The sequence below is a fragment of the Streptomyces sp. NRRL WC-3618 genome, from assembly GCF_001280005.1.
Lineage (GTDB): Bacteria > Actinomycetota > Actinomycetes > Streptomycetales > Streptomycetaceae > Streptomyces.
In genome coordinates this window covers 1-22,701 of the sequence record NZ_LGDW01000188.1, presented here as the reverse complement: position 1 = coordinate 22,701, position 22,701 = coordinate 1, and the positions used below count along the sequence as shown (strand labels likewise).

25 protein-coding genes are annotated in these 22,701 nt (G+C 70.8%); 16 read left to right on the top strand and 9 right to left on the bottom strand.

From position 1 onward, the window contains the following. Positions 1–93 precede the first annotated feature (93 nt). Positions 94–1,176: an AI-2E family transporter gene (locus ADL01_RS18720; protein WP_078960605.1), complete on the bottom strand. Its 1,083-nt coding sequence runs from the start codon at positions 1,174–1,176 to the stop codon at positions 94–96. Positions 1,177–1,461: 285 nt separating this feature from the next. Here ADL01_RS18720 and ADL01_RS18715 point away from each other — a divergent pair, with 285 nt between their 5' ends. Next, positions 1,462–2,658: an acyltransferase family protein gene (locus ADL01_RS18715; protein WP_053743151.1), complete on the top strand. Its 1,197-nt coding sequence runs from the start codon at positions 1,462–1,464 to the stop codon at positions 2,656–2,658. A gap of 58 nt (positions 2,659–2,716) precedes the next feature. On the opposite strand, the gene ADL01_RS18710 is transcribed toward ADL01_RS18715, so the two are convergent. Further along, entirely contained in the window at positions 2,717–3,493 is a 777-nt protein-coding gene (locus tag ADL01_RS18710; protein WP_159049569.1) for a hypothetical protein, read from the bottom strand. A gap of 72 nt (positions 3,494–3,565) precedes the next feature. Between ADL01_RS18710 and ADL01_RS18705 the strand changes: the two genes are divergently transcribed. After that, entirely contained in the window at positions 3,566–4,057 is a 492-nt protein-coding gene (locus tag ADL01_RS18705; protein ID WP_199834866.1) for an NUDIX domain-containing protein, read from the top strand. Positions 4,058–4,267: 210 nt separating this feature from the next. Continuing rightward, complete coding sequence (locus ADL01_RS18700; RefSeq protein ID WP_234354705.1) at positions 4,268–4,966, top strand: hypothetical protein; 699 nt, start codon at positions 4,268–4,270, stop codon at positions 4,964–4,966. A gap of 42 nt (positions 4,967–5,008) precedes the next feature. Here the strand turns inward: ADL01_RS18700 and ADL01_RS18695 are convergent, their stop codons facing one another. Next, positions 5,009–5,740 (bottom strand): hypothetical protein, encoded by a 732-nt coding sequence (locus ADL01_RS18695; RefSeq protein WP_053743148.1) that lies wholly within the window; start codon positions 5,738–5,740, stop codon positions 5,009–5,011. A 134-nt stretch (positions 5,741–5,874) separates the two neighbouring features. Between ADL01_RS18695 and ADL01_RS18690 the strand changes: the two genes are divergently transcribed. From ADL01_RS18690 to ADL01_RS18680, 3 genes are all read left to right on the top strand, one after another. Continuing rightward, positions 5,875–6,309, top strand: coding sequence for an Hsp20/alpha crystallin family protein (locus ADL01_RS18690; protein WP_053743147.1), 435 nt, complete (start codon positions 5,875–5,877; stop codon positions 6,307–6,309). Positions 6,310–6,411: 102 nt separating this feature from the next. Continuing rightward, the gene (locus ADL01_RS18685) at positions 6,412–6,807 is read left to right on the top strand and encodes a DUF2267 domain-containing protein (RefSeq protein WP_053743146.1); all 396 of its coding nucleotides are present in this window, start codon (positions 6,412–6,414) and stop codon (positions 6,805–6,807) included. 148 nt (positions 6,808–6,955) lie between these two features. Further along, positions 6,956–7,351 (top strand): DUF2267 domain-containing protein, encoded by a 396-nt coding sequence (locus ADL01_RS18680; RefSeq protein WP_053743145.1) that lies wholly within the window; start codon positions 6,956–6,958, stop codon positions 7,349–7,351. Positions 7,352–7,499: 148 nt separating this feature from the next. Here ADL01_RS18680 and ADL01_RS18675 read toward each other — a convergent pair whose 3' ends face one another. Together ADL01_RS18675 and ADL01_RS18670 are read right to left on the bottom strand one after the other, a co-directional pair. After that, positions 7,500–7,772, bottom strand: coding sequence for a hypothetical protein (locus ADL01_RS18675; protein ID WP_053743144.1), 273 nt, complete (start codon positions 7,770–7,772; stop codon positions 7,500–7,502). Beyond that, positions 7,765–8,172, bottom strand: coding sequence for a hypothetical protein (locus ADL01_RS18670; protein WP_053743143.1), 408 nt, complete (start codon positions 8,170–8,172; stop codon positions 7,765–7,767). Before ADL01_RS18670 ends, ADL01_RS18675 begins: the two co-directional genes overlap by 8 nt. A 125-nt stretch (positions 8,173–8,297) precedes the next feature. Between ADL01_RS18670 and ADL01_RS18665 the strand changes: the two genes are divergently transcribed. Beyond that, complete coding sequence (locus ADL01_RS18665; RefSeq protein WP_053743142.1) at positions 8,298–8,900, top strand: ArsR/SmtB family transcription factor; 603 nt, start codon at positions 8,298–8,300, stop codon at positions 8,898–8,900. Positions 8,901–8,906: 6 nt separating this feature from the next. Beyond that, positions 8,907–9,302 carry a GNAT family N-acetyltransferase gene (locus tag ADL01_RS18660; RefSeq protein ID WP_053743141.1) on the top strand — a complete coding sequence of 132 codons (396 nt, stop codon included), beginning with the start codon at positions 8,907–8,909 and terminating at the stop codon, positions 9,300–9,302. 130 nt (positions 9,303–9,432) lie between these two features. On the opposite strand, the gene ADL01_RS18655 is transcribed toward ADL01_RS18660, so the two are convergent. Beyond that, positions 9,433–10,203, bottom strand: coding sequence for a sugar isomerase domain-containing protein (locus ADL01_RS18655; protein ID WP_053743140.1), 771 nt, complete (start codon positions 10,201–10,203; stop codon positions 9,433–9,435). A 282-nt stretch (positions 10,204–10,485) separates the two neighbouring features. On the opposite strand from ADL01_RS18655, the gene ADL01_RS18650 reads away from it, so the two are divergent. The 6 genes from ADL01_RS18650 (at position 10,486) to ADL01_RS18625 (ending at position 16,587) form a co-directional block, all read left to right on the top strand. Continuing rightward, positions 10,486–11,370, top strand: coding sequence for a MurR/RpiR family transcriptional regulator (locus ADL01_RS18650; protein WP_053743206.1), 885 nt, complete (start codon positions 10,486–10,488; stop codon positions 11,368–11,370). 301 nt (positions 11,371–11,671) lie between these two features. Beyond that, a complete protein-coding gene (locus tag ADL01_RS18645) occupies positions 11,672–13,042 on the top strand; it encodes an extracellular solute-binding protein (protein WP_053743139.1) in 1,371 nt (456 codons plus the stop codon). Between the two features lie 2 nt (positions 13,043–13,044). After that, a complete protein-coding gene (locus ADL01_RS18640) occupies positions 13,045–14,073 on the top strand; it encodes a carbohydrate ABC transporter permease (RefSeq protein WP_053743138.1) in 1,029 nt (342 codons plus the stop codon). Next, positions 14,070–14,960, top strand: coding sequence for a carbohydrate ABC transporter permease (locus tag ADL01_RS18635; protein ID WP_053743137.1), 891 nt, complete (start codon positions 14,070–14,072; stop codon positions 14,958–14,960). Before ADL01_RS18640 ends, ADL01_RS18635 begins: the two co-directional genes overlap by 4 nt. A 194-nt stretch (positions 14,961–15,154) precedes the next feature. Then, positions 15,155–16,108: a DUF4232 domain-containing protein gene (locus ADL01_RS18630; protein ID WP_053743136.1), complete on the top strand. Its 954-nt coding sequence runs from the start codon at positions 15,155–15,157 to the stop codon at positions 16,106–16,108. 104 nt (positions 16,109–16,212) lie between these two features. Continuing rightward, the gene (locus ADL01_RS18625) at positions 16,213–16,587 is read left to right on the top strand and encodes a hypothetical protein (protein ID WP_159049568.1); all 375 of its coding nucleotides are present in this window, start codon (positions 16,213–16,215) and stop codon (positions 16,585–16,587) included. Positions 16,588–16,614: 27 nt separating this feature from the next. Here the strand turns inward: ADL01_RS18625 and ADL01_RS18620 are convergent, their stop codons facing one another. Then, positions 16,615–17,139 carry an AAA family ATPase gene (locus tag ADL01_RS18620; RefSeq protein ID WP_053743134.1) on the bottom strand — a complete coding sequence of 175 codons (525 nt, stop codon included), beginning with the start codon at positions 17,137–17,139 and terminating at the stop codon, positions 16,615–16,617. Between the two features lie 59 nt (positions 17,140–17,198). Here ADL01_RS18620 and cpt point away from each other — a divergent pair, with 59 nt between their 5' ends. Beyond that, positions 17,199–17,747 carry a chloramphenicol phosphotransferase CPT gene (gene cpt, locus ADL01_RS18615; protein WP_053743133.1) on the top strand — a complete coding sequence of 183 codons (549 nt, stop codon included), beginning with the start codon at positions 17,199–17,201 and terminating at the stop codon, positions 17,745–17,747. Between the two features lie 9 nt (positions 17,748–17,756). Here cpt and ADL01_RS18610 read toward each other — a convergent pair whose 3' ends face one another. Both ADL01_RS18610 and ADL01_RS18605 read right to left on the bottom strand, forming a co-directional pair. Then, the gene (locus tag ADL01_RS18610) at positions 17,757–20,048 is read right to left on the bottom strand and encodes a glycoside hydrolase family 3 N-terminal domain-containing protein (RefSeq protein WP_053743132.1); all 2,292 of its coding nucleotides are present in this window, start codon (positions 20,046–20,048) and stop codon (positions 17,757–17,759) included. Then, positions 20,045–21,220, bottom strand: coding sequence for a BadF/BadG/BcrA/BcrD ATPase family protein (locus ADL01_RS18605; protein WP_078960603.1), 1,176 nt, complete (start codon positions 21,218–21,220; stop codon positions 20,045–20,047). The genes ADL01_RS18610 and ADL01_RS18605 overlap by 4 nt, the downstream gene beginning before the upstream one ends. Positions 21,221–21,304: 84 nt before the next feature. On the opposite strand from ADL01_RS18605, the gene ADL01_RS18600 reads away from it, so the two are divergent. After that, entirely contained in the window at positions 21,305–22,546 is a 1,242-nt protein-coding gene (locus ADL01_RS18600; RefSeq protein ID WP_053743131.1) for a glycoside hydrolase 5 family protein, read from the top strand. The last annotated feature ends 155 nt before the right edge of the window (positions 22,547–22,701 follow it).

Below are 22,701 nucleotides of genomic sequence, written 5' to 3'. Positions count from 1 at the left end.
GTTTCCCTTCGCTACGCGTGATGCGTTCGGCGGCGCCAAGTGCCGCTGCTGAAGTGGCGCCGGTGCCCCGCCCCCGTTCCCACCACTGTCCGGTCAGCGCGTCGCCTCGGCGTCTCGGCCGGTTCCTCCCTCGTACCGTCCGCGCATTTCCGAGAGCACCCCGAAGGCCGCCGCCGTCAGCGGTACGGACAGGAGCATGCCGAGGACGCCGGAGAGGGAGGCGCCGGCCGTGAGGGCCAGGAGGATCACCGCCGGGTGCATCTGGAGCGTACGGCTCTGGATGATCGGCTGGAGCACGTTCCCCTCGAGGAACTGCACCGCGACGACGAAGCCGAGTACCCACAGCATGGTGTCGACCCCGCCGTCCGCGAACGCGACGAGGATCGCGACCGCGCCCGAGAGGAAGGCGCCGAGATAGGGGATGTACGCGCCGATGAACACCAGCGCCCCGAGCCCGATGGCGCCCGGCACCTGGAGGATCAGCAGGCCGACGGTGATGCAGACGGCGTCGATGAACGCGATGATCGTCGTCCCCAGCATGAAGCCCTCGATCGCCTGGAAGGCGCGGCGGGCCATGACCTCCAGGGTCGCGCCGGAGTCACGGGGCGCGAGCGTGTGCAGCGAGGCCATGGCCTTGTCGGAGTCGCGGAGGAAGAAGAAGAGGAGCAGCAGCGCGAGAGTTGCGGTGGCGGTCATCTCGGTGAGCAGGCTGACACCGCTCAGCACACCGGAGAGCGCGGTGCCGCCGAACTTGGACAGCAGGTCCTTGGCGTTGGTGGCGAGTTCGTCCAGTCCCTTGCCGACGGTCTCGAACCGCTCGCTGAGATCCCTCGCCGCGTGCTGCACCGAGCTGATGATCTGGTCACCGCTGTCGATCAGGGAGGTCGCCACGATGTACGCGGCCCCGCCCATCACGACGAGTACGGCCGCGCAGGCCAGCCCGGCGGCGAGCGACTTGTTGACCTTCATCCGGACGAGGCGCCGGTAGAACGGCCCCAGCAGAGCCGACAGCAGCAGCGCGAGCAGCACCGGCGTGACGACGGTCTGGAACGTGATGCAGAACCACACCCCCACGGTGATCACGCCACTCACCAGGAGCAGCAGCACGCTTCCGGCGGCGACCCGCCGGGCGGGCTCCGACAGGAGCGGGACGTTCGGCGCGTTCGGCGCGTTCATGGACGCGCCGGTGGTGCGTACGGTCGTACGCGTCCGGTGGATCCGTGGACCGCGCCGCCCCGGCTGCCTGGTTCTGCTGCCGCCGACTCTCCGGGAGTCTCCGGTACGGCTGTTCATTCTGGTTCGTCTCCGCTCACCCACATGGCCGTTCACCCGCATGGCCGATCGCTGTACGCGGCGACAGAGTAGACCGGCTGGGAGAGAGGGCGCGGGCCGGTCGCGTCGAACCTGTGAGGACCATAAGACTTTGTGTGACTCCGCCGCGGCTGGGCAGGCGCGGTCGTTATGAGCACCCCCACCGACCGGAGCACGGTAGACACGGCTGACTCGGCCATGGAGCGGAGCCCGCAGCCCCTGCTCGAGCGGGTGGCGCCACCGCGGCGCAGATCCGGCGGCGGGCGGGGCTTTCCGTCGGCGTCGCGTGGTGGTGGGCGGGTGGCGGGGCTGGACGGACTTCGGACGGTCGCGGTCGTACTGGTGATCGTCTACCACGTGAAGCCGGGTCCGCTGCCCGGCGGCTCGGTGGCCGTGGACGTCTTCTTCACGCTCAGCGGCTTCGTCATCACCCGCCTGCTGATCGCCGAGTACGCCCGCACCGGCGGTATCGACCTGCGGCGGTTCTACCGGCGCCGGTGGCTGCGGCTCGGGCCGGCCCTGCTGACGATGTGCGCGGTCACCGCGCTCCTGTCCCTGGCGTTCCCGCTGCCGCTGTTCGACGGGGCGTGGACGGCGGCGGCACTGGCCGCGATGTCGGTGGTCAACCTCGTACGGGCGGGCGAGGCCGGCTCGTACTCCGACCTCACCTCCCCGCTGAGCCACACCTGGTCGCTGGGGGTGGAGGAGCAGTTCTACCTGGCCTGGCCGCTCCTGCTGCTGGTGCTCCTACGGCACACCACGGCACGGAAGGTACTGGCCTGGGTGGCCGCCCTGTGCGTCCTGCCGCTGCTCTGGCGCCTCGCCCTGTGGGACCCCACGGCGGCCCACCGCATCTACAACGGCCCCGACACCCGCGCCGACCAGCTCCTGATCGGCGCGCTGGCGGCCGTGGTCCTGGCCCGCCTCCGCGCCGACGACCCGCGGCTGGCGGTGCTGCGCCGCTGGGCGGGACGCCTGTGCTGGCCCGCGTTCGCGCTGCTGGGGCTGATCGCCTGGCGGATCCCGATCGCGGAGGCGAGCGCGTGGAACCCGGTCTGGTACACCGCCGGTTTCCTGGTCGCCGCCGTCCTGTCGGCCACCGTGGTGACGGCGCTGGACCTGCTCCCGGGATCGTGGCCGTCCCGCCTGCTGTCGGTCGGGGCGCTCGCCTGGGTCGGCCGGAACCTCAGCTACGGGATGTACCTGTGGCACTACCCCGTCATCCGCCTCCTCTCCGACCTCGGTGTCGCGGACGACCAGCTGCTGCCGATGGGCCTGACGGCGACGATCGCCGCGGCCCTCACGTCGTACGTCCTGGTGGAACGTCCGCTGCTGCGACGGGGGTGAGAGAAGAAATGGGAGGGATGGACGCAGGTTTATGGCGTGTGTGGCCGTGGACGGCCGCCTACTGACGCGGACTCAGACGGTCGCGCAGCCTCTGCCAGACGACCCGCCAAGGAGGTCGCGTCGTCGCCTGAACGGTGACGGGGACGCCGTGGGCACTGCCGGTGACCTCGCCCCAACGGTGGTAGCCCAGGTCCCGCTTGTCGCGCCCGTAGCGCACCGAGGTCGTGAGGAAGTCCGCCCATTCGGCCAGCTCCTCCGGAGCCTGCTTGCGGCGGGCCCACGGCAGGCTGCCGGACAGTTCCGGCTCTCCACGAGTGCGACGGATCTGCCAGGTCGCCGACGGCAGACCGGCGTTCAGCAGCTGTACGAGCGCTGTCATGGCCTGGAGCTGGGCGCGGTGGACCGGGTCCGACGAAGGAACCCGTCCGGCCTCGGGCACACGTGCCCGCGCGGCCGTACCGGGTGCCACATGTCTGGAGAACCCGACCCGCACGCCATTCCGGGTCGCTTCCACCTCCAGCCCCTCCCAGTGGCGTTCCTCGGTCCGCCCCGTCGAATAGCTTGAATCGGAGCTGTCGTCCATCGGTATGCGAGCCACGCCGGACTCGGTCCGAAGCTCCGTCCCCAGAACAGCGGCCCAGTGGGAGAACGCGGCGTAGTGCTCCTGGTCGCTCAACTCGAAAGGGACGACCCCGTAAAGCACGGGTTCCTCCCCGAGCGACCAGCCGACTGGCGGAAGCCGCGCCCCCATGAGGTCGATCAGCACCTCGGCCGCACGCAACTGCCCTGCGAGAATCTCCGCCCTGGTGTCCGCTCGGGGCTTCGCTCTGTCCATGCCGGTGAGCATTCCCCTGGTGTTCACTCACGGAACCCGATGTCAGTGGGCCGCCCTAGACTCCGGCGCACCATGACCGACAACCGCACACCCCTCGCCCTCGCGCCCGCCCTCGGCTCCATGACCGTGCTGGTCGCGGCCGTCATCGTCCACGACAGGGCGGCGGGCCGCGTCGTCCTCCTCCAGCGCGGCCCGCGCGCCAAGTTCGGCCAGGGCATGTGGGACCTCCCCCTCGGCAAGAGCGAACCCGGCGAGCCCATCACCGACACGGCGGTGCGCGAGCTGTACGAGGAGACCGGCCTGCGGGTGAAACCGGAGGCCCTGGAACTCGTCCACGTCGTCCACGGCGCCCAGGGCGTGCAGGCTCCCAACGGCTACCTCACCGTCGTCTTCGCCGCCCACGACTGGACCGGCGAGCCCGAGAACCGCGAACCCGACAAGCACGCCGACGTCCGCTGGGTCGAAGTCGACGCGCTCCCGGGGGAGTTCGTGCGCACGAGCGCGGGCGCCCTGCGTCGCTATCTCGACGGCGGGCCGCTGATTTCGCTGGCGGGCTGGAGGTAGGCGGCGACTAGGATCGCAATCTTCGACCGGCGGAAGCCAGTTGGAGTCCCGTGAGGCTGTGCCGACACGATGAACCCGGCAGAAACGAACCACGCCGACACACCGACTTCCTCTTTCCCAACCTCCCCTCTCGTCCCCACTTCCTCTTTTGCCCCCGCCCGACTTCGGCTCGACCGTGCCCTGGATCGCCTGGACGGCGCCTTTCGCGGGATGACCGCACGCGCCAACGAGGTTCAGTGCACATGCCATTGGGGCAGCGCGGAGGAGCTCGCCCTGCTGAAGGTCCCGGACGTGGAGCTCGACCCGGACCTGCTGTATCGCACGTGGCATGCCCCCGACTGGGAGGACCACGGCGCGGTGCTGCGCCGCGTCCTGCCCCAGTTCGCCAGGGCGCTGGCGGGCGGCCTCGTGGAGCCGTACCGCATGGACGAGGTCGGACGCTCGTTCGCTCGGGGCGACTGGCCACGGTGGCCGGTGCGCCAGAGCGCGGCGGTGTGGGAGTTCCTGCACGCCTGGTGGGCTCACAGCCTCATCGACCCGGACCCTGTTGCCCCTGTTCACGAGCTCCTCGCGCTGTGCACCGAGGCGTCCGCCGTGATCAGCCCGTGGCTCACCGTCTGGGAGGGCCTCGAACACCCGGTGGCCGACCGGCACTTGGCGGAGGCGGCTGCCCGGTGGGAGTACGACCTGCTGAGGGACGAGCTTCCCTGGACCATGTGGGAGGACGACCACGCGGACGACATGCGCACCGGGCTCGCGGCCTGGCTGGTGCGTCACGCACCCGCGCGGCTGCGGGGGCAGCCCGGCACCGAGGAACTCCTGCACGGAGTACGGCTGTTGGGCCTCACCGGCCCCGCCCGCTGGGAGGACCCGCACTGGCCGACCCAGGGCTGCCGGACGTGGCCGTGACGTCCCAGGTGGGTCCGGTGGGTGCGTGACGGCGCGCGGCGGTCACGCCCCGCTCTGGCGCTGCCTGCCGATGTCGTCACGGAGTCGTTCGGTGTGGCGGGCTACGTCGTCGACGCGCGCCGCGAGGTCCGGGTGGGCGGACGCCAGATATGCGTGGGTGACTGTCAGGGGGCCGACAAGGGCGGCCGTGTCGTTGTCGGCGAGGGCGGCGGTGAGCTCGGCGAGCGGGGTGCGGGCGCCGGCGGGGAGGTCGGTGAGCGCGGTGATCTGGCCGGCGAGCATGCGCAGGTCGGCGGCGTTGGCGCGGGCCCAGGTGGTGACCGTACGGGCGGCGGCGCGGCGGTCGCGTGTGTCGCGTACCCGCTGCTCGCCCGTGGACCCCGGGGTTCCGGGGCGTACGCGCAGGTAGCGGCGTTCGGCGGCCTGGCGGCTGGAGACGCCGAGGGGGTGGGCCAGGTCCGCCCAGCTGGCGCCCGCCTCCCGGGCCTCCTCGATCAGGCCCGGCTCCCACTCGGCCAGCTGATCGCGGACTTCGCGGAGCAGCACGAGCGCGGCGAGCACCTCCGCCGAGCCCGTCTCCGAACCTGTCTGCGAACCGGCCTCCGAGCCCGTCTCCGTGCCGCTCCGCCGGCCGGGCCCGGAGCGCGCTCCGTCCCGCGAGCCACGGGCCGTGTGCAGCGCTTCGTGGATCGTGTTCAGCGCGGTGGCGGCGGCGAGGAAGGACGTGGGGGTGAGCCCGTGGGCCCCGGAAATGGGCTGATCGTCAAGGGTCATCGAGCCTCCAACACGCGATGTCATCGCATCAACGACGACTCCACTTGTCATCACTTGGATGACATGTTACAACCGAAGACAGGTGAACGCATTGGCGGCAAGTGCCCCAGCCCGAACCTTGGAGGTGTTCGACCATGTTGATGCGCACCGACCCGTTCCGTGAGCTCGACCGGCTCACCCAGCAGCTCCTGAACACGACCGGCACGTGGTCCCGGCCGTCGACGATGCCCATGGACGCCTACCGGGAGGGCGAGGAGTACGTGATCGCCCTCGACCTGCCCGGCGTCGCCAAGGACGCGATCGACATCGACGTCGAGCGGAACATGCTCACCGTCAAGGCCGAGCGACGGCCCGTCCCCCGGGCGGACGACGTGCAGATGGAGCTCTCCGAGCGCCCCCTGGGTGTCTTCTCCCGCCAGCTCGTCCTGGCCGACACCCTGGACACCGAGCACATCGAGGCGGACTACGACGCGGGAGTGCTGACCCTGCGGATCCCGATCGCCGAGCGCGCCAAGCCCCGCAAGGTCTCCATCGGCGGAGGCTCCGCGCACCGGGAGATCAGCGGCTGACCTCTCCCCACGACGCCGGAGACGGGGAGACGGCCCCCATCCGGGCCGTTCCCCCGTTCCCCGCGTCCTCCCCTTCGCCTCCACACACACAAGGGAGCAGCGATGGTCATGCGATGGGAATCGTTCCTGGACCAGATCAAGGAACGCGGCGCATACGGGACTTCGCAGGAAGCCGAGCGTGCGGCCCGTACCGTGCTGGCGCTGCTGGGCGCGCACCTGGTGGGCGACGTACGCACGGAACTGGCGGCCCGGCTGCCGGAGGAACTGGCCCTCATCCTGCTCAATCCGCTCCAGGCACGTGAGCCGCTCTCCCCCGAGCGGTTCGTCAGGGCCACGGCGGCATGGATCGAGGGATCCACTGAGCGAACCGCGGCCTGGGACGTGAGCGCCGTGCTCAGCGTGACCGCGGACGCGGCGGGTGAAGAGCTCGCCGGCCGCATCCTGCTCCAGCTCCCGGTGGGCTACGACCTGCTGTTCGGCCACACCCAGCACGTATAGGCCCATGGCCCGCGCGGGCACCCCCCGCCCCACGCGTACAGCCCCGGGCAGCGACCAGCGACACCCCTTCACCGAAGCAAGAAAGGCAACCGAGTCAGCCATGATGACCCAGCAACAGCAGAAGCCATGCCGCCGTTCCACTGCGGGCATGACGTTCGAACAGATGCTGGAAAGAGTGCGCTACGAGGGCGCGTACCCCACCCGCGCCCAGGCCGAGCAGCGTGTACGTGCCGTACTGGCCGCCCTCGGACGCCAGGTCACGGGCGACGAACGCGTGGAACTCGCGGCCAGGCTGCCGTACGCGGCCGCCGCCGCCTTCACCGGCGAGATCCCCGCCGCCGAGCCCCTCACCGGCTGGGACTTCGTCAAGGACCTGGCCTCTCGCAACGGCGCCACGGTGGCCACCACCCGCTGGGACACCGGTACCGTCCTGCGCGTCGTGGCCCAGCTCGCCGACGAGGAACTCCTGAGCCGCATCCTCGCCCAACTCCCCTCCGGCTACGGCCTGTTGTTCGGCCGCGCCGAACTCATCCAGGCGGCCTGACGGCGGAGTACGGACAGGAGGGAGACGACCGGGAGGGCCGCCTCCCGGATCCGCCCGGTCCCGGCCCGCCGACAGCCAACCGTCAGCGGGCCCGGGACCCACCAGGCGCAGCGCACGTCACACCCCCCGCCCCCGCCCCCCAGGGCCGTCAGCGGCGGCGTGCGGTCAGCAGCCAAGCAAGATTCGTCACCGCGATCGCACCCCAGATCCAGCAGACGACGGCGGTCGCGTCCGGCGCCAGCGCCGTGGCGAGTGCACCCAGGCCGACCGTCCCCAGCACCAGCCTGGTGCTGCTCCGCAAGGCCAACGACGAGCGCAGCGGCCCCGGTTCGGCCAGCCGGTCGGCGAGGCAGGCGTCGAAGGCCTCCGCGACCTGATCGTCGATCTCGTCCCGCGTCCGGGCGTCCAGTGACTCAGACATGGACGGCCGCCCGCCGCACCGGCGCCGTCCGAGCGGACGCCACCACCGGCGGCCGTAGCGCGGCGACAGCGCACAACGCCGCCAGAGGCAGTTCCAGCGTGCAGGCCACCACCAGCGACATGACAACATCGCCCCCGGCCGTCATGACGTCGAACCAGGCGTCGACCAGCAACAACACGGCTGTCGCGACCGTCGCGAGCGGCGCCCGGCGGTCACCGCGCCGCACGAGCAGCGCCGACGTCAGCAGCCCGGCGATCTCCAAGGCGTCGAAGCCGACCCAGGCGACCCGCCAGCGCTGCGCCGAATAGGACGCCGGCAGCGTCGCCCACAGCACCGCGAGCCATGGCACCAGGGCCAGCCCCGCGGTCAGCAACACCCTCCCGACCAGGTTTTTACGCATCCCGACCCCCGTACGGTCCTGGCGCCCGTCCGGCGCCCTCCCTGAACCAACATAGCTATTGCAGAGACATTCTGCAAACAATCTCTGCGATTACTGCAGAGAGTCTCTGCAGTACGCTGGTCGGCATGGTCGAGCGCCCCGAGAAGAGAGTGCTCACCGGCCCGGACCTCAAGGCCTTCTACAAGGCGCTGTCCAACCCGGTGCGCCGCGACATCCTGAGCTACCTCGGCGAGCACGGCGAAGCGAATTCCACCAGCGTCGCCAAGGCCCTCGGCGAAAGCACCGGCACCACCAGCTACCACCTGCGGAAGCTCGCCGACCTCAAGCTGATCGCCGAGATCGAGGAGCGGTCCACCGGCCGGGAACGCTGGTGGAGGTCACTCATGACGGACATCTTCACGCCGCCGGGCCTGGAGTTGACCGCCGACGAGCGCGAGGCCGCGGTGAAGATCGGCGCCCTCAAGATGACCCATGACCTGAACCTGGTCGTGAGCGCGTACGCCGGGTACGACACCTCGGCAGGCTGGAACCAGATCTATCGCGCCGGCCTGCGCATGACGAAGGAGCAGGTCGCCGCGTTCACCGAGGAGTACCAGGCGCTGGTGGGCAAATACCTGACGGAGCCCGGCGACCACCCACCCGACTCACGCAGCATGGCCGTACGTCTGGTGGTCGTGCCCGACGACGGCCCCCGGCCCACCCTCCCGACCGAGCCGGACGACGGGTAGCGCCACGTGACGACGAGGTACGAGTGGCGCGGCGACTTCGACAACGCCTCCCTCAACGCGCTGCACGCCCAAGGCTTCGGGGGCCGGCCGGGAACCACCGACTGGCGGGCACGAGTACGGCGACACAGCCTCGGCTGGGTCTGCGCGTGGGACGGCGACTCGCTCGTCGGGTTCGTCAACGTCGCCTGGGACGGGGGAGTTCACGCCTTCGTGCTGGACACGGTGGTGTCCCGGCGCTGCCGTTCCCAGGGCATCGGCGCCGCACTGATCACCACCGCCGCGCAGCACGCCCGCGCCGCCGACTGCGAGTGGCTGCACGTGGACTTCGAGGAACACCTCCGCCCCTTCTACCTGGATGCCTGCGGTTTCCGGCCGACAGCCGCCGGCCTGATCCCCCTGTAGCCGACATAGCCGACGCACCCGACGCAGATCTACGCGAGCCCCCATTGCGCAGACGACTTGCGCAGACGACACACACGACGGCCCGCCGGTTTCCCCGGCGGGCCGTCGCCTGCTCTCCGTACACGTCCGCTCAGCTGGCCGGCCGCCGAAGCCGCCCGCCGTAATGCCGCTCGAGCCCCAGGTTCCCCTCGAACCCTCCGGGCACGTTCGCCGACACGTACACCGGCGGACGCTCGCCCGCCGCGATCAGTACCGCCGCTGTCTGGGCCACCGCCATCTGTACGAGCATCACGCCGGTCAGTGTGGACAGCGCGCATACGGCGCCGCCGCCCGGGAGCTCCAGCAGCGCGTCCCCCGTCGGTGCCTCGTTGTCCAGGACCACGTCCGCGATGTCGGCGAGCTTCTTACCGCTGGCGTGGCCCGCCGGGACCGTGCGGGTGTGGGTGAGGGAGGTGATCGCGAGGATCTTGTGGCCGCGTTCCTGCGCGTGCAGGGCCATCTCGACGATGACGTTGTTGACGCCCGAGTTGGAGATGATCACGAACAGGTCGGCGGGGTGCGGCGCGGCGAGGTCGTACAGGCGCTCCGCGATGCCCGGCCTGCGTTCCAGGAGGGGGTCGTCGAGGGCGCTGGGGTCGTCGCCGCCGTAGAGGACGAGGTCGGCCATGCTCAGGCGGTTGGTGGGGACGAGGCCGCCCGCTCGACCGGCCAGTTCCAGGACGAGGGCCTGGGAGTGACCCGTACCGAAGGCCTGGATCACGCCGTCCGCGCGGATGCAGTCCGCGATCAGGCCGGCGGCGCGGGCGACGGACTCCTGGACCGGCTCCGAACCGGTGATGCGGTCGAGGACGGCCCTGCTCTCGCGCGCGAAGCCCTGGGCGCTGACGGACTCGACGGACACTCGACACTCCCCACCGGTGGATTGAACCACCCGCTCTACCTCTACCGGTGAATCAATAAATCACAGTCTACGGGCTGCGGGCAACGGGACCGCGGAGGGTGGCGCGCTCCCGGTCCTGGGATTCAAACTGTCCCGCACACGGTGGCTGGTACATTCACCGATACCATCAAGTGCAGAAACACTCACGCACAGACACACAGACACACAGCCGTACAGCAGCAGAGCGGCACAGCGCCGAGGAGATCGGGTAACCCCATGGAACGGACCGCCTCCGGCAACGGCATGCCCCCGACCGACGTCACCACCCTCATCCGTACGGAGCTGCCGCGTCTCGCCGGCTCCCTGCGGAAGGTGGGTGAGCTGATCCTCGAGGATCCCGCCGCCGTCACCCACTGCTCGGCCGCCGAGCTGGGCCGCCGTACCGGCACCTCCCAGGCCACCGTCACCCGGTTCTGCCGCGCGATCGGCCTCGACTCCTACCAGCATCTGCTCATCGAGCTGGCCCAGGAGCGCGGTCGCGGCGAGGTCTCCGACTGGGGCACCGCCGAGATCGGGCCCGACATCTCGCCCGACGACAGCCTGGAGCGGGTCGTCCAGGTCGTCGGCAGCGCCGATCTGCGCGCCATCCAGCAGACCATCGACCGTATCGACCTGGACTCCGTCGAGCGCGCCGGGCAGGCCGCCGCCCGCGCCCGACGTATCGACGTGTACGGCGTCGGCGGCAGCGGCGCGGTCGCCCAGGAGACCGAGACGCGGCTCTTCCGCATCGGATGCGCGGTGCGCGGCTGGACCGAGGTGCACTCCGCCCTGACCTCCGCCGCCCTCCTCACCCCCGCCGACGTCGCCATCGGCATCTCGCACTCCGGCTCCACCCGCGAGACCATCGAGCCCTTCGAACTGGCCAAGCAGCGCGGCGCCACCACCGTCGCCATCACCGCCGATCCGAAGTCCCCGCTGGCCCGCGCCGCCGACGTACGGCTCATCTCCTCCTCCTCGGAGACCAGTTTCCGCACGGAGAGCATCGGCGCCCGCCACTCGGTGCTCGTCCTCATCGACTGCCTGTACGTCCGGGTCGCCCAGCTCTCCTACCAGCGCGCCAGCGCCTCCCTCGCCCTCACCGACCACATCGCCAGGGAGCACGCGGTGAGGTCCCGCCGTACCCGCTGAGACCCACGACAGCCACATCAGGCAGGGCGCGGAACGCCACAGACGCCGCCTCGGGGCAGTACCGCCCGGGGCGGCTTTCGCATGGATGAACCACCAAGGAAACCTGAGCATGGTTGTTTGAACCATCCGCCGGTGCCACGATGGGCCCGCCGACCGCCCAGGTTCCCCCCACCTCGGTTCCGGAACCTAAAAGCAACACGGCACCCCATTGACCTCCGATGAATTCTGGTCCACATTTTCATCACTCGGAGTCAATGTTGGTGAATTGAACCAGCACCCTGCATCCAGGAGGGCAGCAGCAATGCGCGCAAGAAGACTGACCGGATCCCTGTCCTGTCTCGTCGTACTGACGTTGACGGCCGCCGGCTGCGGCCTCTCCGGAGGCTCCGACGACGGCGGCGCCACCGCCGGGGGCTGCTCGGTCGACAAGGGCAACGTCGGCTCCGGAAAGCTCACCGGCGACGTCAAGGGCAAGATCACGTTCCAGACGACGAACCTGAAGAAAGACTTCGGCACGTACTTCAACGGGGTCATCGCCTCCTTCGAGAAGGCCCACCCGGGTACGACCGTCAAGTGGATCGACGACCCGGGCGACAGCCAGTTCACCCAGCGCCTGGTCGCCGACGCACAGGCCTGCACCCTCCCCGACGTCGTGAACCTCAACGTCAACACGTCGATCTCCCTCACCAAGGCCGGCTACCTCCTCGACCTCGACAAGAAGGCGCCCGGCTCGGGCGCGCCGTTCGGCCCCGCGATCTGGAAGTCCAGCATGTTCACGGACGCCTCGGGGGCGAAGACGCACAGCGCGTACCCCTGGTACTCCGGCGGTATCGCCCAGACCTTCAACGTCGACCTGATGAAGAAGGCTGGCCTGGACCCGGCCAAGCCGGCGACCACGATCCTCGGCATGTTCGATGACGCCCTGAAGATCGCCAAGGTGTCCGGCGGCAAGTACTACGCCACCGTCGCGAACCCGATCTGGCGCATCCCGGCCGACTGGCAGCAGATGGGCGTCAAGGTCCTGTCCGACGACGGCAAGTCGTTCACGTTCGCCGACGACCCGAAGACGGTCGCGTGGGTGACGGCGATGACCAAGATGTACCAGGCCGGCGCGATGCCCAAGGACTCGCTCTCCTCCAACCAGGACGCGTCGACCCTCTACGCGCAGGGCAAGCTGGTCTACGGCTCCACCAACCCCAACTACCTGCGCTTCATCCAGCAGAACAACCCGAGCGTCTACAAGAAGACGGGCGTCGCCCAGTACATGCTGGACGACCTCGGCCACACCGTGGGCGCGCCGCAGTACATATCGGTGGCCGCGACGAGCAAGAACGCGGCGACAGCGTTGTCCTTCGCCCAGTTCCTGACGAACGCGCAGAACCAGCTGGAGTGGGCGAAGGACCCGAACGTGGTCATCTTCCCGTCCACGACAGCCTCGTTGGACGACCCCTTCTTCCAGTCGGTCAAGGGCACGGACCCCTTCTCCCAGGCCCGCAAGATCGTCGCCGAGGACCGCAAGACCTCCACGGCCGACGAAATCGCCCTGTCCCCCGGTGAGTTGAACGCCATCACCGCCCAGGTGCAGCTGGCGATGCAGGGCAAGAAGAGCGCCGAGGACGCCCTCAAGGAGGCGCAGTCCAAGGCCGACGAGCTGCTGAAGCAGGGCAGTTGAAGATGACGGCCGTACGTACGATGCCTGACGGCGAGGCGCCCGCGACCGCTCCGGCGGCCCCGGGCGCCCCGGCGCCGCGAGCACCCGGCAGGACACGCCGCGCGCTGAAGGCGATCACCCCGGGTCCGACTCCGGACGCGGGCGGCGCGGCCATCTACCGCCGCTGGTGGCTCCCCTGGCTGTGGATGCTTCCGGCGATCTTCGGAGCGGCGGCCTTCGGTGTCTTCCCGTTCCTGAACACGCTGGTCCTCTCCTTCACCGACGCGAAACCGCTCGGCGGGGCGGCGGGCTTCGTGGGCCTGGACAACTACACGCGCATGCTCGGGGACTCGGACTTCTGGCTGGCGACCCGCAACAGCGTGCTGTACGCCGTGATCGTGGTCCCGCTGATGGTCGTACTCCCGCTGCTGCTCGCGGTGTTGGTGGAGAAGAACCTGCCCGGCATCGGCTTCTTCCGCTCGGCGTTCTACACCCCGGTGCTGGCCTCCAGTGTGGTCGTCGGCCTGAGCTGGCAGTGGCTGCTGGCGGACCAGGGCCTGGTCAACACCTGGCTGGAGAAAGCCCACGTCATCCGGGGAGCCATCCCCTTCCTCTCCGACAGCTGGCTGATCCTGCTGTCGGCGATGGGCCTGACCCTGTGGAAGGGCCTCGGCTGGTACATGATCTTCTACCTCGCCGCCCTCGGAAACGTCCCCAAGGAACTCCACGAGGCGGCCTCGGTGGACGGCGCCGGTGCGGCCCGCCGCTTCTGGCACATCACGGTGCCCGGCGTACGCACGTCGATGATGCTGGTGGGCACGCTGACCGGGATCGGCTCCCTGCGCGTGTTCACGGAGATCTACATGCTCGGCGGCTCGACCGGCGGCCCCGGCGGCGCCGACCGCACGCTCCCCTTCTACATCCGGGACGTCGGCCTCGATCCGCTGAGCGGCAACGCCGGTTACGGCGCGGCGGTCAGCGTCGCCCTCTTCGTACTGACCCTGGGCCTGACGCTGCTGGCCCAGCGCCTGACCAAGGAGGACGAGTCTTGACGACCGCATCCCCGGCCGCGCCCGGGGCGCCCCGACGTTTCTGGCCCCGCTGGCGGGACTACGGCCGCCCGCGCGAACTCGTCGTCCGCTACCTGCTGTTGCTGTTCGTCCTCGCCATCACGATCGGCCCGCTGCTCTGGCAGCTCCTCGCGTCGCTCAAGGGCGTGGGCGAGGACGTCTTCGGCTCGAACGCCTCCCTGATCCCCCACCACCCGACGCTCCGCGCCTACCGCGAGATCTTCGACCAGGTCCCGGTGGGTACGTACATCAGGAACAGCGTGATGATCGCGCTGCTGTCGATAGCGAGCCAGCTCGCCTTCTCGACGCTGGCCGGCTACATGCTGTCCAAGCCGGGCTGGAAGGGCAAGAAGGCGGTCTGGGTACTGCTGTTGGCGTCGATGATGTTCCCCTTCGAGTCCATCATGGTGTCGCTGTTCCTGAGCATCCGGGACCTGAGCCTCGTCGACCACCTGGCAGGCGTGTGGCTGCCCGGCTTCGTCGGCGCGATCAACGTACTGATCATGCGGGCGGCGTTCCTGGCGGTCCCGCGCGAGATCGAGGACGCGGCGATGCTGGACGGCGCGGGCGAGTGGAAGCGGTTCCGCCACCTGTACCTGCCGTCGGCGTACGGCGCGATCCTGGTCGTCACGATCAACACGTTCATCAGCGCCTGGGACGACTTCCTCTGGCCCCTGATCGTGCTCCGCTCGGAGGAACACTTCACGCTGACACTGGGATTGGCGAGGCTCCAGACGTCGTCGTTCGGGTACGACCAGCGGATGGTGATGGCGGGGTCGGTGATCTCCGTGGTGCCGGTGCTGGTGCTGTTCGTGATCACGCAGCGGTGGTTCTACCGGGGGGTGGCTTCCGGGGGCGTGAAGCTCTGAGGGGACGCTGAGGGGCTCTGAGGGGACTCTGAGGGGGCCGCCCGCCCTCCACCGAAGGGCATGGCCTGGCATGGCACGGCACGGCACGGCACGGCACCGAACGGCCCGCACCGCACGGCACTTGTGACACCCTCGTGACCGGAACTATGGCCTCCGTCACAGGCACGCGGGTCCGGCCCTGATCAGATGACCGCATGCGTAGACCCGCTCCCCTTCGTCTGTCGGTTCTCGCCGTGACCGCTCTGCTGCTCGCAGCCTGCGGGACGGAGACGGGCCGCGCGGGCACCGGCGACACCGGTGCCGGCGCGGCCGATCCGCCGCCCGCCACGCAGGTCGACGATCCGGGCAAGGACGGCGTACGGATCACCGCGCTGACCCTCCCGTCGCCCTCACCCTCGCCCTCACCCTCGCCCACCCGCGATTACTCCGTCTCCGCCGACAGCCTCGACCTCGCCAGGGACTTGGGGGTCAGCGCCTCCTACGAGGTCACCAACAAGGGCACCGAGACGCTGACCTACTCGGTCGTGGTCACCTTCCTTGGCGTTGACGGCGGGGCCGTGACCAACCAGACCGTGACGGTGCGGGGCGTCGGCCCCGGGAAGACCATACGGGGCACGGTCCGGGCCGGGGATCTCCCGCCCCGCGCGCCCCGGGTGACGCGGGCCAGGGTGCTCGAGGTGACCAAGGTCCCCGCGAGCGAGGCGCCGGCCGATGCGGGCACCTGCCCCGCCTCCGGGATCCGGGTCAGCGCCGACGAGGGCGACGCGGCCATGGGGTTGCGCGTCGTGGGCCTGCACCTCGACAACTGCGGGACGCGCGACTACACCGTCGAGGGGTACCCGCTGCTGGAGCTCCTGGACAGCACGCGCAAGCCCGTCACGGGCGTCAGGATCCTCCACGGCAGCGCCGAGATCACCACCGGCGCCGGACCCGACAACCCGCCCCGCCCCGTCACGCTCAAACCCGGCGAGTCGGCGACCGCCGGCCTGGTCTGGCGCAACACCACCGAGTTCGGCACCTCGGTGAACGTGCCCTACGTACGGGTCCGCGCGAAGACCGGCGCCGCCCCGGTGACGGTGACTCCGAACCTCGACCTCGGTACGACCGGGAAACTCGGGGTGAGGCCATGGGAGAGGGCGGCGGGCTAGATTTCGAGCGTGGGCAGCCATGGCTCAACGTCGTCCTTTACAGGAACGGGGACGGGGACGGGGACGGGAACATTCCTGCGGCGTACTTCGACGCGATGATCGCCATGGCCGACACAATCCACAACGAACCACGCTGGCGCGCCTGGTGGTCCGGCGCGGAGCAACGCGAACTGACGATTTCCGTCAACTACTCGGCGAAGTCCGGGCGCGGCAGCGTCACCGCACGCGGAGGTCGGACGTGGGCCTCGTTCCGGATGGAGGAGTCACGGTTCAGGGGTCGAGGCGCCGGCGCCCTGGCTCATCTTGCGCACACCGACTTGGCGACGGTCTTCGCCCGGGTCTCGACGGCACTGGACATGCCGGTGCCGGGAGACATCCCTCGTCCGGCCGATGCCACCGCCCCCACGCCGGAAAACGTGGCGTCCCGCGAACGGCTGGCCGACCTGCGAAAACGCCGCCGCACGCAGCCCCAGCCGTAGCCCGCGTGCACACGCACCCACTCACGCTCACGCCTTGACGGCCTCGGCGATCTGCTGGGCGGCCTGGGCGGGCGTGATGTGTGTGGTGTCGATGACCTCGGCCTCGGCGTGCAGCCAGGTGCGCGCGGCCTCGGCGTAGGGCTCGAGGTAGGTGAGGCGGAACGGGGAGTCGGGGCCGATGACGGTGTCTTTGGCGATGCGCGCGCGGAGGGTGTCCTGGTCGGCGTGGAGGACGAAGTGCCGTACCAGGATGGCGTGTTGGGCGAGGCCGGCACTGATCTCGCGCCAGTACTCCTCGACCAGGACGGTCATGGGGATCACCAGGGTGCCGCCGGTGTAGTCGAGGACGCGGCGGGCGGTCTCCACGACGAGGGGCCGCCACGGCGCCCAGTGCTGGAAGTTGTCCGTCTCGGGCAGTCCCGGGGTGATGTCCATGAGTGTCTCGCCGACCTTCTCGGCGTCGAACACCCGTGAGTCCGGGATCAGTTGCTGCAGGAAGGGGCTGGTCGTCGTCTTGCCCGCACCGTGGGTGCCGTTGAGCCATACGATCATGGGAGTCGACGCTAGCAAGTCTGCGCGGCGGGCGTTCGGTCCCGGCTAACGTGGCGCGAATGACGACCCAGATGATCATTCTCAACGGTGGTTCCAGCTCGGGAAAGTCCACGATCGTACGGTGTCTGCAGGCCCAACTGCCGGATCCGTGGCTGGCGTTCGGGTGTGACTCGTTCGTCGAGGCCCTGCCCGCGAGGATGCGGGAGTCGGACGCGGGGATCGAGATCGCGGCGGACGGCCTGGTGAGCGTCGGGGCGGACTTCCTCGCCCTGGAGGCGGCCTGGCGGACAGGCGTCGTGGCGATGGTCCGCGCGGGCGCCCGGGTCGTCATCGACGACGTCTTCCTCGGCGGAGCGGCGTCCCAGCAGCGGTGGCGGAAGGCTCTCGGTGACCTGCCTGTGCTGTGGGTCGGCGTCCGCTGCGAGAGCGCCGTCGCCGCGCACCGCGAGGCGGCCCGGGGAGACCGGGCCCGGGGAATGGCCGCGGCGCAGGCGGATGTGGTGCACGAGGGTGTCGTCTACGACCTGGAGGTCGACACGTCGCACACCGGCTTCCTGGCGTGCGCGCGGGCCATCGCCGGCCGCGTCCACAACGGCGGGTGGCGATGACCGACCCGGTCAGCCTGCGTGACCGAGGACGACCGGTACGGCGTCCAATGCCCCCCGCGCCGACCCCGCCACCCGGATCTCCACACTCCCCGGCAGTACCGCCCACTCCAAGCCCCCGCCCACCTGGGCGAGTTGATCCACCCCGAGGCGGAAAGTGACCGTACGGCGCTCCCCCGGAGCGAGGTCGACGCTCTCGAAGGCGCGGAGTTCCAGGGTGCGCGGCCACACGGTCGTACGCAGCGGGCGGATGTACAGCTGGACGACGGAACACCCCGTCCGATCCCCGGTGTTGGTGATGTCGACCTCGCAACCGGCCCCGCCCTCAACGACCTTCGGAGTGCCGTACGCGAACGTCGTGTACGTCAGGCCGTGCCCGAAGGAGTACAGCGGCTCGGCGTCCTCGTCGACGTACGACCCGTACTCCGTGTCCTTGTGGTTGTAGTAGACGGGGAGTTGGGCCGCCGAGCGCGGGACCGAGACGGGGAGGCGGCCGGTGGGGGCGGTGTGGCCGAGGAGGATCTCGGCGATCGCCTCGCCGCCCCAGGGGCCCGGGTACCAGGCCGTCAGCAGCGCGGCAGCGTGTTCCGCCGCCTCCGGGACCGCGTGCGGGCGGCCCTGGATCAGGACGACGACCGTGGGGGTGCCCGTCGCCGTCACCGCGTCCAGCAGGGCGTGCTGGGCCTTGCCCAGGCGCAGGCCGGCCAGGTCGACGCCCTCGCCGCAGGTCATCTCCGAGACGATCGTCCGGGCGGCGCCGTTGGCGTCGAACTCCGTGTCCGGGGTACGGGCGCTGCTGCCCCCGAGGACGAGTATGGCCAGGTCGGAGGCGGTGGCCGTCGCGACCGCGTCGGGGATGCCGGAGAGGTCGTCGCCGGTCAGGGCGCAGCCTCGGGCATGGCGGACCTCCGTCCCGGGGCGCGTGAGGCGGTTCAGGGCCGCCAGGACGCTGGTTCCGGTGCCGGGGCGCTGGGGTGCCGTGTAGTCGCCGAGCTGGTGGGCCGTGGTGGCGGCGTGCGGGCCGACGACGGCGATGCGGGTGACCCTCGCCGGGTCGACGGGCAGGACACCCGCGTTGTCGTGGAGGAGGGTGACGGCTGAGCGCGCCAGAGCGGTGCTCAGGGAGCGGCCGTCCTCGGCGGAGGGCAACTCCGCTGTCGTATAAGGGTGTTCGAAGAGGCCGAGGCGGAATTTCAGGGTCAGGACCCGGGACACGGCCGCGTCGAGCACCGACTCCTTCACCAGGCCGCGTTCCACCGCCTCCGCCAGGTGCGTGAAGCCCTCGTCCCAAAGGCTCAGGTCGATACCGGAGTTGAGGGCCAGCGCGCCTGCGGAGACCTTGTCGCCGGTGATGCGGGCGAGGCGGTCCACCGCCAGGCCGTCCGCCATGACCAGCCCCTCGAAGCCCCAGCGGTCGCGCAACAGCCCGTTCAGCAAGGGGCCGTTGGCCGAACACGGGATGCCGTCCACCTCGTTGTACGCGGCCATGACCGCTGCGGCACCGGCCCGTACGCCGGCCCTGGCCGCCGGGAGATGGATCTCGTGGAGTTCACGGGGACCCAACTCCGACTCGGCCGAGTTCCGCCCTCCGACCGTCGCCCCCTGCCCGGCGAAGTGCTTCAGGACCACCGGGGCCTTGTCCGACGCGAACCTCCCCGTCTCCTCCGCGTCCCCCTGCATGCCTCGCACCAGCGCCTCCGTCAGGCGCGCGGCGAGGTACGGGTCCTCCCCGAAGCACTCCTCCGTACGTCCCCAGCGGGGGTCGCGGGCGATGTCCAGCGCCGAGACCAGCGCCAAGTGGGCGCCCCGGGCACGGAGTTCGGCGGCGGCGTGGGCGGCGGCCCGCTCGTACAGGTCCGGGTTCCAGGTGGCGCCCACCGCCAGGTTGACGGGGAGGACCGTGCCGTCGAGGGCCATGAGCCCGTGCGGCACCTCCTCGACGAAGAGGGCGGGGATACCGAGGCGGCTGCGTTCGAGTACGTGGCGCTGGACCAGGTGGGCCAGTGCGGGGCCCGCGTCGGCGCCGGCGCCCGTCGAGTGGTCGACGCCGGACCAGGCGTCGGCGCGCAGGAGTCCGTACAGGGCGCCGATGCCTTCGAAGCGGTCGGTTTCCTCGTACAGGGCCTCGGTCAGCTCGAACTCGCCGTCCGGGCGGCGGCGGTAGGCGTCCCAGCCGTACATCCGCTGGTTGAGCTGGCCGGCCTTCTCGCGCAGGGTCATCCGGGCCAGGAGGTCGGCGACGCGGGCGGAGACGGGGGCGGCGGGGTCGCGGTAGAGGGGGGACGACGCAGGGGACACGGTCACTGGTTCTTCTCCGGCTCCGGGTGCGTGACGGGGGCGCCTTCGTGGGCGCCGTCGTGGGCGAGCCGGGCCAGGGCCACGGCACCCCGGCTGCCGTCGGGGACCCAGTGCGCGACCAGGCCGAGGGCACCGAGATGCCGGTCCAGCGGGGCGGTCAGGGGACCTTCCGGGCCGAGGAGGCCGCCCGTCGCGACCACCGACTCGCCCGGCTTCGGCTCCAACGCCCGTACGCAGTCGGCGAGATGACCGGCGGCCTCGTCGAGGACCGCCCGCGCGAGGGCGTCCCCCGACCGGGCCGCCCCGGCGACCAGCGGCGCGAACCGGGCCAGCCGGACCGGCAGTTCGGCCATGACGGCGGGCAGAACATACCGCCGGTAGGCCTCGCGGGCGGCGCGGGGCCAGCCGCCCGCCTCCGCGCCCGTACCGGTCGGCCCCTCGGGGGAGAGACCCGGGAGCACCGCCGCCGGCACCCCCAACTCCCGCCCCACCAGCGCCGCCAGAGCCGTGTCGCCGCCGCGCCGGTCCGCCATGCGCAGGGCGAGCCGGACCGCTTCCCGGCCGATCCAGAAGCCGCCGCCGTCGTCACCGAGGAGCCAGCCGTCACCGCCGACGGTCTTCTCGCAGTGGCGGGCGGTGATGCGCATCGCGACCGCGCCCGTCCCGGCGACGAGGGCCAGACCGTCCGCCGGGGCGCCCGGGGCGGCGGCGAAGGCGGCCTCGATGTCGCTGCTGATCCGGACCTCGCGCGCCGGAATGCCGAGGCGCCGCAGAGCCTCGGTCAGCGCGGTGAGGGCGTTGACGCGGCCGGGTTCGTCGGCGGTGCCGGCGGCGCCCGCGAAGCCGCCCGCGACGGCGACGACCCGGGGGCGGGCGGCTTCCGGTACGGCACCGGCGAGCGCCTCGACGAGGTGCTCGGTGAGCTGCGGTACGGGGACGGTGAGGGCGTTGCCCGGCCCGGCGACGGCCTCACCGAGCGGGCGTCCGTCGGAGGCGGACGCCAGCACGGCGCGCGTACGGGTGCCGCCGGCGTCGATCCCGACGACGAGGGCGCCGCCCGCCGGAAGACGGTGTCCGCCCAGGCGGGAATCGGAATCCGGGCCCGAACCCCTGCCCGAACCCTCGCCCGAACCTCTGCCTGAATCCGCACCCGAATCTGGGTTCAATTCATTACTCATCACGCACTATGGTGGTTCATACATTCGCCGAGGACAAGACCCGACTCGCGGCCCGGCGCAGTCACGTACGTCCGAGGAGGACCCGTGAGCACACTCCCCGCCCCCCGTTCCGGCCCCCGCTTCGGCGTCAACTACACGCCGCGCCGGGGCTGGTTCCACTCCTGGTACGACTTCGACCCGGCGCCGGCCCGCGAGGACCTCGACCAGATCGCCGGGCTGGGCCTGGACCACGTACGGATCTTCCCGCTCTGGCCGCTGCTCCAGCCGAACCGCATGCTCATCCGCGCATCCGCCGTCGACCAGGTGGCGCAGCTCGTGGACGTGGCGGCCGAGGCGGGCCTCGACGTCATGGTGGACGGCGTACAGGGCCACCTCTCCAGCTTCGACTTCTACCCGGAGTGGACCCGCAGCTGGCACCACCGCAACGTCTTCACGGACCCGGAAGCGATCGAGGCACAGGCCCGACTCATGCACGCCCTGGGCACCGCCCTGGCCGGCCGCCCGAACCTCCTGGGCCTCCAGCTCGGCAACGAGCTCAACAACCTGGTCGAACACAACCCGGTGACGGTGGCCGACGTCGACCACTACCTGGACACCCTGCTGGCCGCCGCGCGCACCGGACTCGGCACGCCGGCGGGCCTGGTCACCCACTCCGCGTACGACGCCGCCTGGTACAGCGACGACCACCCCTTCACACCGGAGGCCTCGGCCCGCAAGGGCGACCTGACGACCGTCCACCCCTGGGTGTTCTCGGCCGACTGCGCCCGCCGCTACGGCCCCCGCTCCCCGCAGGTCCGGCATCTCGCGGAGTACGGCGTGGAACTGGCCACCGCGTACGCCGAGAACCCCGCCCGCCCGGTCTGGGTCCAGGAAACCGGCGCCCCGGAACCACACATCCCGGCCGCCGACGCCCCCGACTTCGCCCGCGCGACGGTACGCAACGCCGTCGAGTGCGCCAACCTGTACGGGGTCACGTGGTGGTGCTCCCACGACGTGGACCGCTCCCTCGCCGACTTCCCCGAACTGGAGTACACCCTCGGCCTGTTCGACTCCACGGGCCACCCGAAACCCATCGCCGAGGCCCTGGCGGAGACGGTGGCCGAGCTGCGCGCCGCGCCCCGTACACCCGACCCCCGCACAACCGCCCTGGTCCTGGACTGCACACCAGGGAACCGTTCGATTTCCGGTCCGGGCGGCGCGTACTTCGAGGCGTGGATGCGGCTGCGGGCGGAGGGCGCGCGCCCGGCGGTGGTACTGGCGGAACGGGCGGAGGACGAGGAGTACTTGGCGACGCGGGGCATCAAGGAGGTCGTCCGGGGCCTGTGACGGAGCGGTAGCCACAGGGGCGCGGGGCTGTGTCCTATAGGCGGCTCCGCCGCGGGGCGCGACCCGCCCCCACCGGCCCGCACCCCACACACCACCTCAGCCACACGCCACCTCAGCCACACGCCACCTCACACACCCCCCACCAGCACCTCAGC

Excerpts from the sequence above, each read along its gene's own strand:
- ADL01_RS18625 (WP_159049568.1), top strand. The coding sequence starts at position 16,213 with ATGGCCGACACAATCCACAACGAACCACGCTGGCGCGCCTGGTGGTCC.
- ADL01_RS18645 (WP_053743139.1), top strand. The coding sequence starts at position 11,672 with ATGCGCGCAAGAAGACTGACCGGATCCCTGTCCTGTCTCGTCGTACTG.
- ADL01_RS18695 (WP_053743148.1), bottom strand. The coding sequence starts at position 5,740 with ATGACCCTTGACGATCAGCCCATTTCCGGGGCCCACGGGCTCACCCCC.
- ADL01_RS18715 (WP_053743151.1), top strand. The coding sequence starts at position 1,462 with ATGAGCACCCCCACCGACCGGAGCACGGTAGACACGGCTGACTCGGCC.
- ADL01_RS18640 (WP_053743138.1), top strand. The coding sequence starts at position 13,045 with ATGACGGCCGTACGTACGATGCCTGACGGCGAGGCGCCCGCGACCGCT.
- ADL01_RS18680 (WP_053743145.1), top strand. The coding sequence starts at position 6,956 with ATGACGTTCGAACAGATGCTGGAAAGAGTGCGCTACGAGGGCGCGTAC.
- ADL01_RS18650 (WP_053743206.1), top strand. The coding sequence starts at position 10,486 with ATGCCCCCGACCGACGTCACCACCCTCATCCGTACGGAGCTGCCGCGT.
- ADL01_RS18605 (WP_078960603.1), bottom strand. The coding sequence starts at position 21,220 with ATGAGTAATGAATTGAACCCAGATTCGGGTGCGGATTCAGGCAGAGGT.
- ADL01_RS18700 (WP_234354705.1), top strand. The coding sequence starts at position 4,268 with ATGACCGCACGCGCCAACGAGGTTCAGTGCACATGCCATTGGGGCAGC.
- ADL01_RS18620 (WP_053743134.1), bottom strand. The coding sequence starts at position 17,139 with ATGATCGTATGGCTCAACGGCACCCACGGTGCGGGCAAGACGACGACC.
- cpt (WP_053743133.1), top strand. The coding sequence starts at position 17,199 with ATGACGACCCAGATGATCATTCTCAACGGTGGTTCCAGCTCGGGAAAG.
- ADL01_RS18705 (WP_199834866.1), top strand. The coding sequence starts at position 3,566 with ATGACCGACAACCGCACACCCCTCGCCCTCGCGCCCGCCCTCGGCTCC.
- ADL01_RS18690 (WP_053743147.1), top strand. The coding sequence starts at position 5,875 with ATGTTGATGCGCACCGACCCGTTCCGTGAGCTCGACCGGCTCACCCAG.
- ADL01_RS18685 (WP_053743146.1), top strand. The coding sequence starts at position 6,412 with ATGGTCATGCGATGGGAATCGTTCCTGGACCAGATCAAGGAACGCGGC.
- ADL01_RS18720 (WP_078960605.1), bottom strand. The coding sequence starts at position 1,176 with ATGAACGCGCCGAACGCGCCGAACGTCCCGCTCCTGTCGGAGCCCGCC.
- ADL01_RS18710 (WP_159049569.1), bottom strand. The coding sequence starts at position 3,493 with ATGGACAGAGCGAAGCCCCGAGCGGACACCAGGGCGGAGATTCTCGCA.
- ADL01_RS18665 (WP_053743142.1), top strand. The coding sequence starts at position 8,298 with ATGGTCGAGCGCCCCGAGAAGAGAGTGCTCACCGGCCCGGACCTCAAG.
- ADL01_RS18675 (WP_053743144.1), bottom strand. The coding sequence starts at position 7,772 with ATGTCTGAGTCACTGGACGCCCGGACGCGGGACGAGATCGACGATCAG.
- ADL01_RS18630 (WP_053743136.1), top strand. The coding sequence starts at position 15,155 with ATGCGTAGACCCGCTCCCCTTCGTCTGTCGGTTCTCGCCGTGACCGCT.
- ADL01_RS18670 (WP_053743143.1), bottom strand. The coding sequence starts at position 8,172 with ATGCGTAAAAACCTGGTCGGGAGGGTGTTGCTGACCGCGGGGCTGGCC.